Annotated in this window: 13 protein-coding genes and 1 pseudogene; 7 read left to right on the forward strand and 7 right to left on the reverse strand. The window is 72.9% G+C overall.

The features are described 5' to 3' along the window. The first annotated feature begins 3 nt into the window (after window positions 1–3). The gene (locus ACGFI7_RS20800) at window positions 4–591 is read left to right on the forward strand and encodes a GNAT family N-acetyltransferase (protein ID WP_393406684.1); all 588 of its coding nucleotides are present in this window, start codon (window positions 4–6) and stop codon (window positions 589–591) included. Here the strand turns inward: ACGFI7_RS20800 and ACGFI7_RS20805 are convergent. Beyond that, window positions 576–1634, reverse strand: a pseudogene (locus ACGFI7_RS20805) (YbfB/YjiJ family MFS transporter); the annotation flags it as partial. The gene ACGFI7_RS20800 and the pseudogene ACGFI7_RS20805 overlap by 16 nt on opposite strands. Continuing rightward, a complete protein-coding gene (locus ACGFI7_RS20810) occupies window positions 1625–2449 on the reverse strand; it encodes an alpha/beta hydrolase family protein (protein WP_393406686.1) in 825 nt (274 codons plus the stop codon). The pseudogene ACGFI7_RS20805 and the gene ACGFI7_RS20810, both read right to left, overlap by 10 nt. Window positions 2450–2520: 71 nt before the next feature. Here ACGFI7_RS20810 and ACGFI7_RS20815 point away from each other — a divergent pair, with 71 nt between their 5' ends. Both ACGFI7_RS20815 and ACGFI7_RS20820 read left to right on the forward strand, forming a co-directional pair. Then, on the forward strand, window positions 2521–3099 hold the full coding sequence (locus tag ACGFI7_RS20815) for a TetR/AcrR family transcriptional regulator (protein WP_393406688.1): 579 nt from the start codon (window positions 2521–2523) through the stop codon (window positions 3097–3099). Window positions 3100–3156: 57 nt separating this feature from the next. Beyond that, window positions 3157–3501, forward strand: a complete 345-nt coding sequence (locus ACGFI7_RS20820; protein WP_393406690.1) for a VOC family protein — start codon at window positions 3157–3159, stop codon at window positions 3499–3501. Window positions 3502–3557: 56 nt separating this feature from the next. Here the strand turns inward: ACGFI7_RS20820 and ACGFI7_RS20825 are convergent, their stop codons facing one another. Further along, window positions 3558–4214, reverse strand: coding sequence for a response regulator (locus tag ACGFI7_RS20825; protein ID WP_393406693.1), 657 nt, complete (start codon window positions 4212–4214; stop codon window positions 3558–3560). Next, window positions 4211–5377, reverse strand: a complete 1167-nt coding sequence (locus ACGFI7_RS20830) for a sensor histidine kinase (protein WP_393406695.1) — start codon at window positions 5375–5377, stop codon at window positions 4211–4213. Before ACGFI7_RS20830 ends, ACGFI7_RS20825 begins: the two co-directional genes overlap by 4 nt. A 168-nt stretch (window positions 5378–5545) precedes the next feature. Here ACGFI7_RS20830 and ACGFI7_RS20835 point away from each other — a divergent pair, with 168 nt between their 5' ends. The 3 genes from ACGFI7_RS20835 to ACGFI7_RS20845 are packed head-to-tail and all read left to right on the forward strand — an operon-like array spanning window position 5546 to window position 8828. Then, window positions 5546–5731: a hypothetical protein gene (locus tag ACGFI7_RS20835; protein ID WP_393406697.1), complete on the forward strand. Its 186-nt coding sequence runs from the start codon at window positions 5546–5548 to the stop codon at window positions 5729–5731. Continuing rightward, the gene (locus ACGFI7_RS20840) at window positions 5728–6411 is read left to right on the forward strand and encodes an ABC transporter ATP-binding protein (RefSeq protein ID WP_393406699.1); all 684 of its coding nucleotides are present in this window, start codon (window positions 5728–5730) and stop codon (window positions 6409–6411) included. Before ACGFI7_RS20835 ends, ACGFI7_RS20840 begins: the two co-directional genes overlap by 4 nt. After that, on the forward strand, window positions 6408–8828 hold the full coding sequence (locus ACGFI7_RS20845) for an ABC transporter permease (protein WP_393406701.1): 2421 nt from the start codon (window positions 6408–6410) through the stop codon (window positions 8826–8828). The genes ACGFI7_RS20840 and ACGFI7_RS20845 overlap by 4 nt, the downstream gene beginning before the upstream one ends. 19 nt (window positions 8829–8847) lie before the next feature. Here ACGFI7_RS20845 and ACGFI7_RS20850 read toward each other — a convergent pair whose 3' ends face one another. The 3 genes from ACGFI7_RS20850 to msrA form a co-directional block, all read right to left on the reverse strand. Further along, window positions 8848–9861 carry a hemolysin family protein gene (locus ACGFI7_RS20850; protein ID WP_393406704.1) on the reverse strand — a complete coding sequence of 338 codons (1014 nt, stop codon included), beginning with the start codon at window positions 9859–9861 and terminating at the stop codon, window positions 8848–8850. Beyond that, window positions 9858–11201: a hemolysin family protein gene (locus ACGFI7_RS20855; protein ID WP_393406706.1), complete on the reverse strand. Its 1344-nt coding sequence runs from the start codon at window positions 11199–11201 to the stop codon at window positions 9858–9860. The genes ACGFI7_RS20850 and ACGFI7_RS20855 overlap by 4 nt, the downstream gene beginning before the upstream one ends. A 345-nt stretch (window positions 11202–11546) precedes the next feature. Further along, entirely contained in the window at window positions 11547–12053 is a 507-nt protein-coding gene (msrA, locus tag ACGFI7_RS20860) for a peptide-methionine (S)-S-oxide reductase MsrA (protein WP_393406708.1), read from the reverse strand. A gap of 281 nt (window positions 12054–12334) precedes the next feature. On the opposite strand from msrA, the gene ACGFI7_RS20865 reads away from it, so the two are divergent. Beyond that, window positions 12335–13813: a class I adenylate-forming enzyme family protein gene (locus ACGFI7_RS20865; protein WP_393406710.1), complete on the forward strand. Its 1479-nt coding sequence runs from the start codon at window positions 12335–12337 to the stop codon at window positions 13811–13813. Window positions 13814–13820 lie beyond the last annotated feature (7 nt).

Consider the following 13820-nt stretch of genomic DNA (forward strand, 5'->3'; position numbering starts at 1 on the left):
ATCATGGTGGATTGGGTGCTTCGGCCGGCGTTGGCGACCGACGTGGAGGCGGTGGCCGAGTTGCGGGCCGTGGTGCTGAGGCCGGATCTGGAGCGGCTGGGGCGGTACGACGAACAGCGGGTGCGGCAGCGGCTGCGGGACGGGTTCGCGCCGGCGCACACCTGGATGATCGAGGTGGAGGGTGCCGTGGCCGGCTGTGTGGCACTGCGGCCGGCCGAGGACGCCCACTGGCTGGAGCACTTCTACCTGGACCCGGGGGTGCAGGGCAGGGGCATCGGCAGCGCCGTTCTGAGCCGGTTGCTGCAAGGGTGCGACGAGCTCGTGGTCCGGCTGAACGTGCTGCGGGGCAGCTCTGCCCGGCGGCTGTACGAGCGACACGGGTTCACGGTCGAGACCGAGGACGAGGTGGACGTCTTCATGGTGCGCCATCCCTCTCCGCCAGGCGGTCAGCCGGTGGACTCGCGCTTCCGCCGAGGTGACCTCGCGCCTGAGCCCGTCGGACAGGAGCGAGCGCCCGCCGCCGCGGCGATCAGCGCCGCGGCGGCGCACAGGGCCGCGGTCCATGCCAGGGTCGCGTCGGTCGAGGTGTGATCGGCGAGAAGTCCGGCCAGCCAGGGGCCGGCGGTCTGGCCGGCCGCGAACAGCGTGGTGAAGACCGCCAAGGTGGCCGCCCAGCCGGCGGGCGGGGTGTGCGCCCTGATGAGCGTGGTGACGGCGGCGGGCACGCCCATGAACGTCGCCCCGTAGACGATCGCGGAGGCGAGGACGACCGGTGGCGCGGCGGAGAGCAGGGCCAGCGCCGAGCCGGCGGCCAGCAGGCCGAGCAGGACGGTCAGCACTCGGGTGACCGGCCAGCGGGCGGCCGGGCGGCTCCACAACGCGGGCGCCGCCACGACGGCCAGACCCAGCGCCGTCCAGGTCAGCACCACCTGCCCGAGGGGAGCGCGCTGGTCGGCGAGGTAGGCGGACAGGAAGGTGATGTAGGTGATGTAGCCGGTGGCGAACAGCAGATAGGCCAGTGCGATGCCCCACAACGGGCGCATCTGTGCCCGCCCGGCGCGGGTGGCCGCCTCTTTCCCACTCGTACGGGCGGCGCCCCAGCTGATCAGCGTGGCCACGGCGGCGGCGACGCCCAGCCCGAGCCAGGCCAGGCGCCAGTGGCCGGCCAGCGGCGGGATGGCGGCGCCGCTGACGACGATGCCCAGCCCGGTCCCGGCGAAGTAGACGGTGACGGGCGAGCCGGACCCCGCGCGGGCGGCCAGGCGCGCCGCGAGCACGCCACCGGCGACGAACACGGCGGCTCCCGCCACCCCGGACACGGCCCGCGTGGTCAGCAGCGCGGGAAAGCCGTCGTCGGCGGCGGTGGCGGCCAGTGACACCGCGGTGAGGACCATGCCCCAGCGGAAGGTCGCTGCCGCACCCAGCCGGCGGATGGCGACGGCGGCCAGCAGCGCGCCCAGCAGGTAGCCGAGCCCGTTGGCGGCACTCATGACCCCGGCCTCGGTCATGCTCCAGCGCAGGTCGTCGCGCATGGCGGGCAGGAGCAGCCCGTAGGCGAAGCGCGCCAGCCCGAGCGCCGAGGCGGTGCCGAGGGCCAGCCGCAGGGCCTGGCCCAGGTCCCGGCTCAGGGGCACCGGGCCAGGAAGTCCAGGATCGTGCGGCTCAGGGTCACGCGGTGGTCCGACAGGGAGTGGTCGGTCGGGAAGACGTGGTGTTCGAGGTGGTCGACCGGTTGCGCCCGGTAGGCGGTGACGACGGGTTCGTGATGCAGCTCGTACGGGGTGACGGAGTCGCGGCCGGTGCCGATCAGGAGCACCCGCCGGTCCGCCAGCAGCGGCGCGAGGCTGGTCAGCCGCCACGCGTCACCGGCTGCTTCCATCTCGCCGACGAGCGCCTCCCCGCTGGTCCCGCGGAGGGGCCCCAGCTCGCCGTCGAACGCCTCGGCATAACCGGCCCGGACCTTCGGGTCGGCACGGCAGAGTGCCGCCGCCGCGCCGACGTCGAACCCGGCCACCGACACGACCGCGCTGATGGCCGGCTCGGCCGCCGCGGTCATCAGCGCCGCGAAGCCGCCCAGGCTGTGGCCGATCGCGACCAGCCGCCGCATGTCGAGCCGGTGGTCGGCGGCGACCTCGTACAGCCCGGACACCACGGCCGCGGCGTCCTCCAGCACGTGCGCCCACGACCATGAGCCGCCGACGCCCCACGAACCCCGGTAGTGGAACACCAGGGACGCGTAGCCGGCGCGGCGCAGCACCTGCGCGAGGTCGAAGTTGCGTTCGTTGCCGGGGAACCCGTGCAGCAGCACGGCGACGGGATGCGGCCCTCGGCCGGCCGGCACGTGCAGCACGCCGAGCAGGGGCGTGCCGTGGCTGTCCAAGGTGAGCGCGGGCGTGGTGGCCGGGAAGTCAGGGTCGCCCGGAGGGTCGGCGGCCAGCGGGTCGAACATGCAAGATCCCCTCAAGAGAACCGTCCGGTACGATGAGCAGTCGATCGAACCGAACGGTACCATCTACTGTCATGCCGGTACCCAAGGGCTCCACCATCGACCCCGCCCGCACCCGCGCCACCATCCTCCGAGCGGCCACGGCGGTGCTGTACGCACGCGGGCTCGACGGCGTCGGCGTCGCCGAGCTGTGCGCCCGCGTCGGCATCTCCAAGGAGACGCTCTACCGCCATTTCGGCACCAAGGAGCGCCTGATCGAAGCCATGCTCCAGGAGCGCAGCGAGCGGGTCACGCGGTGGCTGGCCGACGCCGCGGAAGCCGCCGGTGACGACCCCCGCGACCAGCTCACCGCCGTGTTCGACACCCTCCAGCAGTGGTACGACGACCCGGTCTTCCGCGGCTGCGCGATGCTGAACGCGGCCGCCCAGCACCACGCCGAGCCCGTCCGCGCCATCACCGCACGCCATCTCGACCGCTACCTCGAGCTCTTCACCCGCATCGCCGAGCGCGCCGGGGCCGCCGATCCCCCCGTGCTGGGACGCCAGCTGCTGATGCTGGTCGAAGGCGCGACCGCCGTCGCCGCCTATCACGACCGCACCGCCGCGGCCGAGCACGCCCGCCAGGCCGCGATCGCGTTGCTGCCCGGCCGTTGATGAGTTTCGGTCCCCGGAGAAGTCTCACTCTTGAAACGACTGGAAGGAGCGATTGCGGTGGACTTGTACAGCGTCGTGTGCGTGAGTGACCGGGTGACCTCGCAGAAGTGGTTCGAGGTGTTCTTCGGGCGGCCGGCGGACGAGCTCATCGGCGAGGAGCACCTGTGGCAGGTCGGTGAGAACGCGTGGGTCGTGATCGACGATCGGCAGGTACGGGCCGACCGGGTCGGCGGCACCATGATCACGCTCGGCGTGACCGACCTCGACGACATCCTGGCCCGGCTGGTCGCGCACGGCATCGAGCACGGGCCCGTCGACACCTACGGCAACGGCGTGCGGCACGTGGAGGTCCTCGACCCGGACGGCAACAGCCTGTCGCTCGCGCAGGCGCCCCACCAGTAGACGCCATGGCCGCCGGCTACGCGCGCTGGATCGAGGGCGAGCCGGCGGTCAAGCCGCTAAGGCCGTGGGCGGTTGATGCCGCTCTCGTAGGCGAAGATCACGGCCTGGACGCGGTCGCGGAGGCCGAGTTTCATCAGGATGCGCTTCACGTGGGTCCTGATGGTCGACTCCTCGACGACCAGGGTGGCCGCGATCTCGCGGTTGGACAGCCCCTTGGCGATCAGTTCGAGTGTCTCGCGTTCCCGCGCGGTCAGCGTGCCGAGCCGGGACTGGTCGGCGAGGTCGGGGACGGGCTGCTGAGCCAGGCGGTCGATCACCCGCCGGGTGACGGAGGGGGACAGGAGGGAGTCTCCCGCGGCGACGGTGTGCACGGCGGCGATCAGCTCTTCCGGGCGGGCCCGCTTGAGCAGGAAGCCCGACGCCCCGGCTCGCAGCGCGCCGAAGATGTAGTCGTCCTGCTCGAACGTCGTGAGGATGAGGATCTTCACTTCAGGCGCCGTACGCGAGAGCTGCCGGGTGGCGGCGATGCCGTCCAGGTCGGGCATCCGTACGTCCATGAGCACGACGTCGGGGGTGAGCCGGCCGGTCCGTTCGACGGCTTCACGGCCCGTGGCCGCCTGGCCGGCGATCTCGATGCCGGGGTCGGCGGTGAGCAGCTCGATCAGCCCGGCCCGCATGAGGTGGTCGTCGTCGGCGATCAGGACGCGGGTCATGGCGGGGAGCCTCCGTAGGGGAGCCGGGCGTGCAGGCGGTAGGCGCCCTCCTGCCTGGTGACGTCGAGGGTTCCGCCGGCCAGGGCGGCTCGCTCGCGCATGCCGATGACGCCGTGACCGTGGGCTCGCAGGGGCGCGCCCTGAACGGGGTTGGTGACGGTGAGCGCGAGGTCGGGGCCGGTGTAGTCGAGTTCGACGCGGGCGTCACCGGTGCCGTGGCGGGCGGTGTTGGCCAGGGCCTGCTGGAGGATGCGGTAGGCGGCCTGGTCGGCGGCCCCGCCCAGGGGCCTGGCCGTGCCGATGACGTCGAGCTCCACCCGGAGTCCGGCGGTGCGGTGGTGGGCGAGCAGCGTGTCGAGCGAGGCGAGCCCCGGCGGCGTGGCGGGTTCGGAGTCGTCGTCGCGTAAGGAGCCGACGAGCCGGTCGATGTCCGAGACCGTCTGCCTGGCCAGCTCCTCGATCGCCTCCAGAGCCCGCGTGTCCCCGTCCTGGCGCAGCCGGGCCGCGCCCGCCCGCACGGCGATCAGGCTGATCGCGTGGCCGGCCGAGTCGTGCAGGTCGCGGGCGATCCGGGCGCGTTCCTCGGCGACGGCGAGCCGCCGCTCCCGCTCGGCCTCCCGCGCCGCGCGCCGGCGTTCGCCCTCCGCCTCGCGCTCGGCATTCACGGCGCGTCGCCGCAGCTCGGCCATCTGCTGGCGGCGCAGCCTGGTCCGCTCGCCGGCGAACCACGCCGCCGCCCAGGGCAGGGCGGTGTGCACGAGCCCGATCACCGGGAAGGTGCCCTCGGCGGAGGCGGCGAGGTAGGCGAGCAGCAATCCCGCGGTCACGGCGGCACTGCGCAGCGTCCACCCCGCGTTCGCGGCGAGCAGGTAGAGGGCGGCGATGGGCCCGGGCAGCAGGCCGGTCGGATAGCCGAACCAGGCCAGGACCAGGCTGACCGTCGCCGCCACCGCGTAGACGACCAGCGGGAACCGCCGCCGGAGCAGGAACGGCACGGCCGCGCAGGCCACGAGCCCGATGCTGAACGGGTCGAGCCCGCGGCTGGTCGGCCGGATCGCCATGGGGCCGTCGTGGGCGAGCAGCAGCAGCGACACGGCGAACACGGCGGCCGCGAGAGCGGCGTCGAGGAGCGCCCGCGAGCGGATGGTGGCCGGCGAGGACATGACATGGCCAGGGTAACGCCGCACCCTCACGGCGGACGTCCCCCCGCGGGGGGATCGGTCTCCACGCGACAGGGAGGCGGAAGACCCGCTCGCGGGGTGATTCGCCGCGGTACGCGGCGCTCGTAGCGTCATCGCCCGTCATGACACCGGCGTACGGAAGGAGCGCGCATGGCTGGAGAAGGCGAAGGCCCGGCCCGCTGGGCGAAGGCGGCGGGGATCACGGCGGCCATCGTGGTCCTGCTGGTCATCGCCGGGATGCTCATCGGCGGTGGCGGCCTGGGTCATGTGATTCCCGACCATGGCGGGAGCGCGTCCCCCGCCGGTCACACTCCGCGGAACGGGGCTCCCGAATGATCGAGATCACTGATGTGGTGAAGGCTTATCCGCTCGGCGAGGGCGAGGTGGTCGCCGTCGATCGGCTCAGCCTGTCGATCGCGGCGGGGGAGTTCGTCGCGGTCGTGGGGCGGTCCGGCAGCGGCAAGACGACGCTGCTCAATCTGCTCGCCGGGATCGACCGGCCCTCGGCGGGCACGGTACGGGTGTCGGGGACCGATCTCGGCGGGCTGTCGGAGTCGGCGCTCGCGGAGTGGCGGGGGCGCACCGTCGGGCTGGTGTTCCAGTTCTTCCAGCTCCTGCCGACGCTGACGGTGGCCGAGAACGTGATGCTGCCGATGGACTTCGCGTCCGCGATCCCCGCCGTACGACGCCGCGACCGGGCGATGGAGCTGCTGGAGCGGGTCGGCATCAGCAACCAGGCCGGCAAGCTGCCGGCCACCCTGTCCGGGGGGCAGCAGCAGCGGGCGGCGATCGCCCGCGCGCTGGCCAACGATCCGCCGCTGCTGCTGGCCGACGAGCCGACGGGCAACCTCGACTCGCAGACGGCCGAGGCCGTCCTGGAGGTGTTCGCCGATCTGAACGCCGAAGGGCGCACGATCGTGGTGATCTCGCACGAACGCGACATCAGGTCCATCGTGGGCCGGGAGATCGTCCTGAGGGACGGGCGGGTCGTCGCCGACGAGGGGGTGACGGCATGAGCCCGCTGCTGAGGGTGAAGCTCCGGCGCGACCTGCGGGCGAGCTGGTCCAGGTTCGCGCTGATGGTGGTGGCGATCGCGGTCAGCCTGACGGTGTTCGGGGGCATGCTGAGCGCCTGGGCCGCCATCGGCAGGGAGACCGGCGGAGCGTACCTGAGCACCGGACCGGCCTCGGCGACCCTCGTGCTCGACCGGGGCGTCACCCCCGAGCGGATGGCGTCGGTCCTCGCCGCGGCGCGCACCAGGCCGGGTGTGCTGGAGGCGGCCGGGCGGGCGCAGGTCGAGGGCGCGGTCGAGGTCGGCGGGAACGTGCTGGACATTCCGCTGCAGGTGTTCGTGGCGGCGGCGGACGATCCGATGCGGATGGTGAGGTTCGACCTCGGGCGGCAGGGGCACTGGCCGCCGCCTGACGGGGAGATCCGGCTCGAGGCCGACTCTCTCGCGCTGCTCGGCGTGGCCGTCGGCGACCCGATCACCCTCCACGGACCGGACGGCCCGGTGCGGCTGCGGGTGGGCGGCACCGTGTACGACCCCAGCCTCGCCCCGTCGCCCCAGGAGCAGCGGGGGCGCGGTTACGCCGCCACGACGGCCCTCCCGATCCCCCTGGACCAGGTCAAACTGCAGATCGCCGATCCGGGCGGGAGGGAGCCGAGCCGCGACCGCGACCGCGTGGTGGCCGTCGCCACCGAGGTCGGCGACTGGCTGCGTAGCGAGCAGGGCCTGACGGTCGCCGAGATCCAGGCGCCCGAGCCGTACGCGCACCCGCACCAGTGGCAGGCCGACGTGCTGCTGCTGTCGCTGATGGCCGGCGGGGCCGCGGCGCTGCTGCTCAGCACGATCCTGGTGGCGACCATGCTCAACACCCTGTTCACCCGGCAGATCCCGCAGATCGGCATCATGAAGGCGATCGGCGCCCGGTCCGGCGCCATCGGACGCTACTACCTCGTCATGACCTTGCTGGTCGCGGCGGCGGCGACGCTGGTCGCGCTGGGCCCGGCCGTCTGGATCGGCCGGACGTTCCTCGGCACGTTGCTGGCCGCCCTCGGCGTCCAGCCGGTCAGCCTGGCCGCGCCGTGGTGGGCGTACACGGTGATCCTGGCCGCCGGACTCGGGCTGCCGCCCTTGATGGCGCTGCCGCCGCTGGTCAAAGCCGGCCGGACGACCGTACGCGCGGCGATCGACCATCACGGGGCCGCGTCGGGACCGGGCCGCCTCCTGGTGCGCTTCGGCCGGGCGCCCCGGCTCGACCGCGGGCTGCTCATGGCGCTGCGCAACACGGTGCGGCGACCGGCCCGGTTCTGGCTCTCGACCGGGCTGCTGGCGGCGGCCGGCGCGGTGTTCGTGGCCGGCATGTCGCTCGAGACCGGCGTGGACGCCATCACCAGGGAACAGGCGGCGCAGCGTAGGTGGGACGTGGACGTGCAGTTGGGCGCCCCGGCCGCGAGGGAAGCCGCTGTCGAGGCGGCCCGGCGGGTGCCCGGCGTCACCCGGGCCGAAGGGTTCGGCGTCACGCCGGTGGGGGTGGCGGGACCGCGCGGGTTCCCGGTCACCTGGACCTACCCCGACCAGGGGCACGGCCGCATCACGCTGACCGCGCTGCCCCCCGGCGTCACCACGCTCCCGGGGCTCCTCGAAGGCCGCGGGCTGAGGCCGGGGGAGACCGGCGCGGTCGTGCTCAGCCAGACGGTCAGGAAGAAGACCATCCCGGGCCTGGCGCCGGGGGACAGCGTGCGGCTGTTCCTCGACGGTCGGGTCACGTCGTGGCGGGTGGCCGGGATCGTCGAGGAGCGGGGCGGCGACAACGTGTACGCGACCGCCGAAGGGCTCGCAGCGGCCCAGGGACGGCCCCAGCAGGTCGACCGGCTCCGGGTTCACACCGCCGGGCACGACGAGCGCACGCGCGACGCGGTCGCGGCGGCGGTCCGTGCCGAGCTGACCGACGCCGGGATCACGGTGCGGTCGGCGGCCTCGGTCAGCCGTGTCGAAGCGGTCGGCGAGGGACACATGGGGCCGTTGCTGCTGGTCCTGCTGGGCATCGCCGTCCCCTTGGGAGTGATCGGCATCATCGGCCTGGCCTCGACGATGAGCGCCAACGTGCTCGACCGCACCCGCGAGTTCGGCATCATGCACGCCATCGGGGCCCGGCCACGGACCGTCCGCCGGATCGTCGCCGCCGAGGGACTCCTGCTGGCGCTCGCCGGATGCCTGGCCGCTGTCGTGCCGGCGATCGCGCTCACCTGGCTCCTGGGCGCCGGCCTGGGCAACCTGTTCATGAACGTCCCCCTGCCGTTCCGGATCTCGGCTCTCGGCGCGGGGATCTGGGTCGTGCTCGCCCTCCTCGGCGCGGCGCTGGCCACGGACGCCGCCGCCACCCGCGCCTCGCGCGTCACCGTCCGGGAGGCCCTCGCCTACCTGTGAGAAGCGCCCGCTCCAGAGGTCAGGCCGGCACCAGCAGGGTGGCGAGCAGGTCGTCGAGGCTGACGATGCCGGTCGTCCGCCCGTCGTCGTCGCGGACGAGCGCGAGCTGGCTCCGGCCGGCCCGCAGCGCCGCCACCGCGTCGGCGACGGAGGCGTCGGCGGACAGGGTGGGCGCGCGGTAGGCGAGCCGCCCGGCGGTGGCCGGACGGTCGCGGCGGCGGGCCAGGTAGGCGTCGCGCAGGTGGACCACGCCGACCGGGTCGGCGAGGGTGCCGACGATCAGGCGGGAACGGCCGGCGTCCAGGCAGGCGTCGATGATCTGCTGGGCGGAGGCGTCGGGGGGCACGCCGACGACCCGGTCGGCCGGGGTGACCAGCGGGGCGATGCCGGTCTTCGGGGCGTGCAGGGCCTGGCTGAGCACGGCGTGGTCGTCGGCGTCGATGAGGCCGAGCCGGCGTGACTCCTCGACCAGGTGCCGGAGCTGCTCGGGGGTGCGCGGGTTGGCGTCGCCCTGCCGGGGGCGGACCTTGAACAGGCGCAGCAGGCCGTCGCTGACGGCGTTCAGCACGGCGATCACCGGCCGGACGAGCAGGGTGAAGCCGCGGAACGGCAGCGCCAGGGCGGTGGCCGAGCGCTCCGGGTGGGCGATCGCCCAGGACTTGGGCGCCATCTCGCCCAGGACCATGTGCAGGAAGGTGACGATGGCCAGCGCGATGACGAAGGCGACCGCGTGCGCGGCGGCCTCGGGCAGCCCGGCGGCGTGGAACAGCGGGGTGAGGGTGCCGGCGATGAGCGGCTCGGAGACCACGCCCAGACCGAGCGAGCAGAGCGTGATGCCGAGCTGCGCCCCGGCCAGCATGAGCGACAGTTCCTTGATCCCGGCCAGGGCCGCCGAGGCGGCGCGGCTGCCTTGGGCGGCGGCCTTCTCCAGGCGGTGGCGCTTGGCGGCGACCAGGGCGAACTCGGCGGCGACGAAGAAGCCGTTGCCGATGAGCAGGAACAGGGTGAGGGCCAGGCCCAGGGTCAGGTTCACGGCTGCTCGCCTTCGTGCCGGTACGGGGTGAGGCGGACGCGTTCGGGAACGTGCCGGTTCAGGGTCAGCACCTCGACGCGGGCGTGGGTGGGCGCGGCCGGGTCGAGGGTGGCGGGCAGGTCGGCGGTGATCACGTCGCCGGGGGCGGCGAAGCGGCCCAGCCGCTGCAGGATGAGCCCGGCCAGGGTGTCGTAGTCGTCCTCGTCCGGCAGGTTCAGATCGGTGGCCAGGGCGATCTCGTCGATGCGCAGGCCCGCGTCCAGCTCCCAGCCGTCGCCGCGTCGTACCGCGGACCGGGTGTCGGCGTCGTTCTCGTCGGCGATCTCGCCGACGAGTTCCTCGGCCACGTCCTCCCAGGTGATCAGCCCGGCCAGGCCGCCGTGCTCGTCCACCACGCACGCCACCTCCTCGCCCCGGGCGTGCAGCTGGGCGGCGAGGGTGGGCAGCGGCTGGGAGAAGGGCACGATCAGCACGTCGCGAGCCAGGTCGCCGATGCGGGTGACGGCGACCTGCCCGGCCGGCACGGCGGCGACGTCGCGCAGGCTGACCAGCCCGGTCACGTCGTCGAGGGTGTCGGAGAGCACCGGGTAGTGGGTGTGGCCGTGTTCGGCGATGAGCTGGTCCAGCTCGGCGACGGTGGCCGAGGCGGCGACGGCGACCAGGTCGGCGCGGGGCACCATCGCCTCTTCCGCGGTGTGCTCGGAGAAGGCGAGCGCCCGCTCCAGCACGTCGGCCTGGCTGCCGGGCAGGTGACCGTGCGCCTCGGACTCGCCGATGATGTGGCCGAGCTCCTCCAGGGTGGCGCCGTGGTGCAGTTCCTCGACGGGCTCGATGCCGACGGCGCGCAGCAGTCGGTTGGCGGCGCCGTCGAACAGTTTGATGATCGGCCCGGCGATCATCAGGTAGACCAGGGTGGAGCCGGCCAGCGCGCGGGCCAGCGGTTCCGGCCTGGCCAGCGCCAGGTTCTTGGGGGCGAGCTCGCCGAGGACCATCTGGATGATGGTGGCCAGCGCGAACCCGATGATCAGCGCCACCGCGCCGACCATGCCCGAGGGCAGGCCCAAAGCGGTCAGCGCGGGCGAGATCAGCTCGGCCAGGGCCGGCCGGGCGATGAACCCCACCACGAGCGCGGTGACGGTGATGCCGAGCTGCGCGCCGGACAGCATGAACGACAGCCGTTCCATCACCCTGACGGCCTTGGCCGCCTTCTTGTCGCCCGCGGCCGCCTGCTGCGACAACGCGAGCCGGTCGGCGCTGACGTAGGCGAACTCCTGGGCGACGAAGTACCCGGTGGCCAGGGTGAGCACGAAGATGGCCAGCAGGCCCAGCGCGACGCTCATCGTGTGGCACCCAGCGTCTTCGACTCTGCCGAGGTCACATCGCTTCCTTCCTGTACGGTCCCGCCAGAGCAGCCGCTGCCGCGGGTCTGGCGCATACAGGCAGGTTCTGCCCGCATATGCCGCAATGGACGCTAGCCGATTGCCGGACATCAGCCGTCAAAGGGACGCGTCTTCCCAGGCAACAAGCAGGAAGGATGTGATCGGCGTCTCAGCCTCACCTGGCCGCAGGCCCGGAACGGCGCACACCACGCGTCACGTCCCGCAGACGACCACGGGCTGCGCGCTCTTCCTCTTCTACCCCGAAGTTCTACCCCGAAGGCTGATCGGGGAGGCGGGACGAGAGGGTCAGGCCGTCGCCCGCTTCGGGAGCTTCCAGTTGGGCCGGGGGAAATGGCAGGTGTATCCGTTGGGGTACTTCTGCAGGTAGTCCTGGTGCTCGGGCTCGGCCTCCCAGAAGTCGCCCGCCGGGGTGACCTCGGTGACGACCTTGCCGGGCCACAGGCCGGAGGCGTCGACGTCGGCGATCGTGTCCTCGGCGATCCGCTTCTGCTCCTCGTCGGTGTAGAAGATCGCGGAGCGGTAGCTGGCGCCGATGTCGTTGCCCTGGCGGTTCTTCGTCGAGGGGTCGTGCACCTGGAAGAAGAACTCGAGCAGGGCGCGGAAGTCGGTCTTGTCGGGGTCGTAGACGACCTCGATGGACTCCGCGTGGGTGCCGTGGTTGCGGTAGGTGGCGTTCGGGACGTCACCGCCGCTGTAGCCGACGCGCGTCGACACGACGCCGGGCTGGTGGCGGAACAGCTCCTCCATGCCCCAGAAGCAGCCGCCGGCGAGGATGGCCTTCTCGGTGGTCACGTCGTCTCCTTACGTGTCGGTGTCGCTGGTGTCGCTGGTGAACGCACCTCAGCGTGCACGTGAAGCGCTCAGAGCGCCGGATCTATTCCTTGACCCGTCCCCGAGGCCGAAAGTTTCGGAAAAATACTTAAACATTTCCCTGTCGCGCCCGGCTCTGATTGCCTATTCTTCCGACCAAGCGGTCATATGGGGCCTGATCTCATGGGGATGCGAATCAGGGGGTAGGTCATGTTCCCGAAATATTTCGGTCACTTGTCGTGGTGAACGGTGACACTCGGCTCATGATTCCGGACCTGCTCGCCCGGCGCGGCCAGGAGCAGCCGGAGGGCCCGGCCCTCGTGGTGGCCGAGGTCGGGACGCTCTCGTTCGGCGCGTGGGACCACCGGTCCGACGCGGTCGCCCGGGCGCTGATCGACCGCGGCCTGCCGTCCGGTGAACGGGTCGGACTCGTGTTCGACGAGCGGGACTGGATCGACCTCGCCGTCGCCTGGTGCGCGGTCATGCGGGCCGGCTGCGTCGCCGTGCCGCTGTCCGGCCGGCTGGCCCCGGCCGAGGTGCGCCACGCGCTGACCGACTGCTCCGTGAGCGCCGTCCTGCACGGGCCCGGCGTCGACCCGCCGGACGTGGACGCCTGGCGGGCGACGCCCGCCGAGATTGAGGAGACGGGTCAGGCGGGGAACGGCCCGGTGCGGCGGGACGTCGCCCCCCGCGGGCTGGCGCAGATCATCTATACGTCCGGCACCACGGGCCGGGCCAAGGGGGTCGGCGCCACCCATGCCAACCTCGCCCACGGCGTCTCCGCCGACCCCCGGCGCCGCACACTCCTGCACTCCCGGCATTTCCTGCACGCGTTCCCCATCGGCAGCAACGCGGGACAGACCATGCTGGTCAACGCCCTGGGCGCGCGCCCGGCCGCGCTGACCCTGCCGCGCTTCACGCCCGCCCGCTTCGCCCGGCTGATCGAGTCGTACGGGGTGGGGACGGTCTTCGTGGTGCCCGCGATGGCCATCGAGCTGCTCAACGCCCGCGTCCAGGAACGCCATGACCTGTCGAGCGTGCGGCTGCTCGGCTCCACCGCGGCCAGCCTGCCGCCCGCCGTGGCGGCCGGGATGGCGAAGGCGTTCCCGAAGGCGACGATCGTCAACTACTACACCTCGACCGAGGCGGCTCCGGCGCAGACCGTGATGATCGTGGACCCCGGGCGGCCCGCGTCGGTGGGACGGCCGCACTCGGGCGGCGACCTCAAGATCGTCAGAGAGGACGGGCGGCCCGCGAAGGCCGGGGAGCGGGGCGAGGTCTGGCTGCGCTCGCCCGCCGGCACTCGCTCGTACTACCGCGACCGGCGGCTGAGCGACGACGTCTTCCGCGACGGCTGGGTGCGCATGGGCGACGTCGGCTACCTCGACGAGGACGGCTACCTCTACCTCGTCGACCGTGAGAGCGACGTCATCAAGTCCGGCGCGCACAAGGTGTCCACGCTGCAGGTGGAGGCCGCGCTGTACGAGCATCCGTCGGTCGCCGAGGCCGCCGTGGTCGGGGTGCCCCATCCGGTGCTCGGCCGGGTCACCGCGGCCGCCGTCGTGACCCGGTCCCCGGTCACCCCTGCCGACCTCCGGACGTTCCTGATGGACCGGCTCGCCAGGCACGAGCTGCCGAGCCGCTTGCTGTTCGTGTCCGAACTGCCGAAGAACCACCTCGGCAAGGTGGTGAAGTCGCGGCTGCGTGACCTGCTCGGACCACCGGCGGACGGCTCCACGTGACCCACCG

The organism is Nonomuraea sp. NPDC048826 (genome assembly GCF_043198225.1).
GTDB lineage: Bacteria > Actinomycetota > Actinomycetes > Streptosporangiales > Streptosporangiaceae > Nonomuraea.

What these genes read in the sequence shown, in the direction of transcription:
- ACGFI7_RS20865 (WP_393406710.1), top strand. Translation starts at nt 12,335, where the DNA reads ATGATTCCGGACCTGCTCGCCCGGCGCGGCCAGGAGCAGCCGGAGGGC.
- ACGFI7_RS20800 (WP_393406684.1), top strand. Translation starts at nt 4, where the DNA reads ATGGTGGATTGGGTGCTTCGGCCGGCGTTGGCGACCGACGTGGAGGCG.
- ACGFI7_RS20810 (WP_393406686.1), bottom strand. Translation starts at nt 2,449, where the DNA reads ATGTTCGACCCGCTGGCCGCCGACCCTCCGGGCGACCCTGACTTCCCG.
- ACGFI7_RS20845 (WP_393406701.1), top strand. Translation starts at nt 6,408, where the DNA reads ATGAGCCCGCTGCTGAGGGTGAAGCTCCGGCGCGACCTGCGGGCGAGC.
- ACGFI7_RS20815 (WP_393406688.1), top strand. Translation starts at nt 2,521, where the DNA reads ATGCCGGTACCCAAGGGCTCCACCATCGACCCCGCCCGCACCCGCGCC.
- ACGFI7_RS20840 (WP_393406699.1), top strand. Translation starts at nt 5,728, where the DNA reads ATGATCGAGATCACTGATGTGGTGAAGGCTTATCCGCTCGGCGAGGGC.
- ACGFI7_RS20825 (WP_393406693.1), bottom strand. Translation starts at nt 4,214, where the DNA reads ATGACCCGCGTCCTGATCGCCGACGACGACCACCTCATGCGGGCCGGG.
- ACGFI7_RS20835 (WP_393406697.1), top strand. Translation starts at nt 5,546, where the DNA reads ATGGCTGGAGAAGGCGAAGGCCCGGCCCGCTGGGCGAAGGCGGCGGGG.
- ACGFI7_RS20855 (WP_393406706.1), bottom strand. Translation starts at nt 11,201, where the DNA reads ATGAGCGTCGCGCTGGGCCTGCTGGCCATCTTCGTGCTCACCCTGGCC.
- ACGFI7_RS20830 (WP_393406695.1), bottom strand. Translation starts at nt 5,377, where the DNA reads ATGTCCTCGCCGGCCACCATCCGCTCGCGGGCGCTCCTCGACGCCGCT.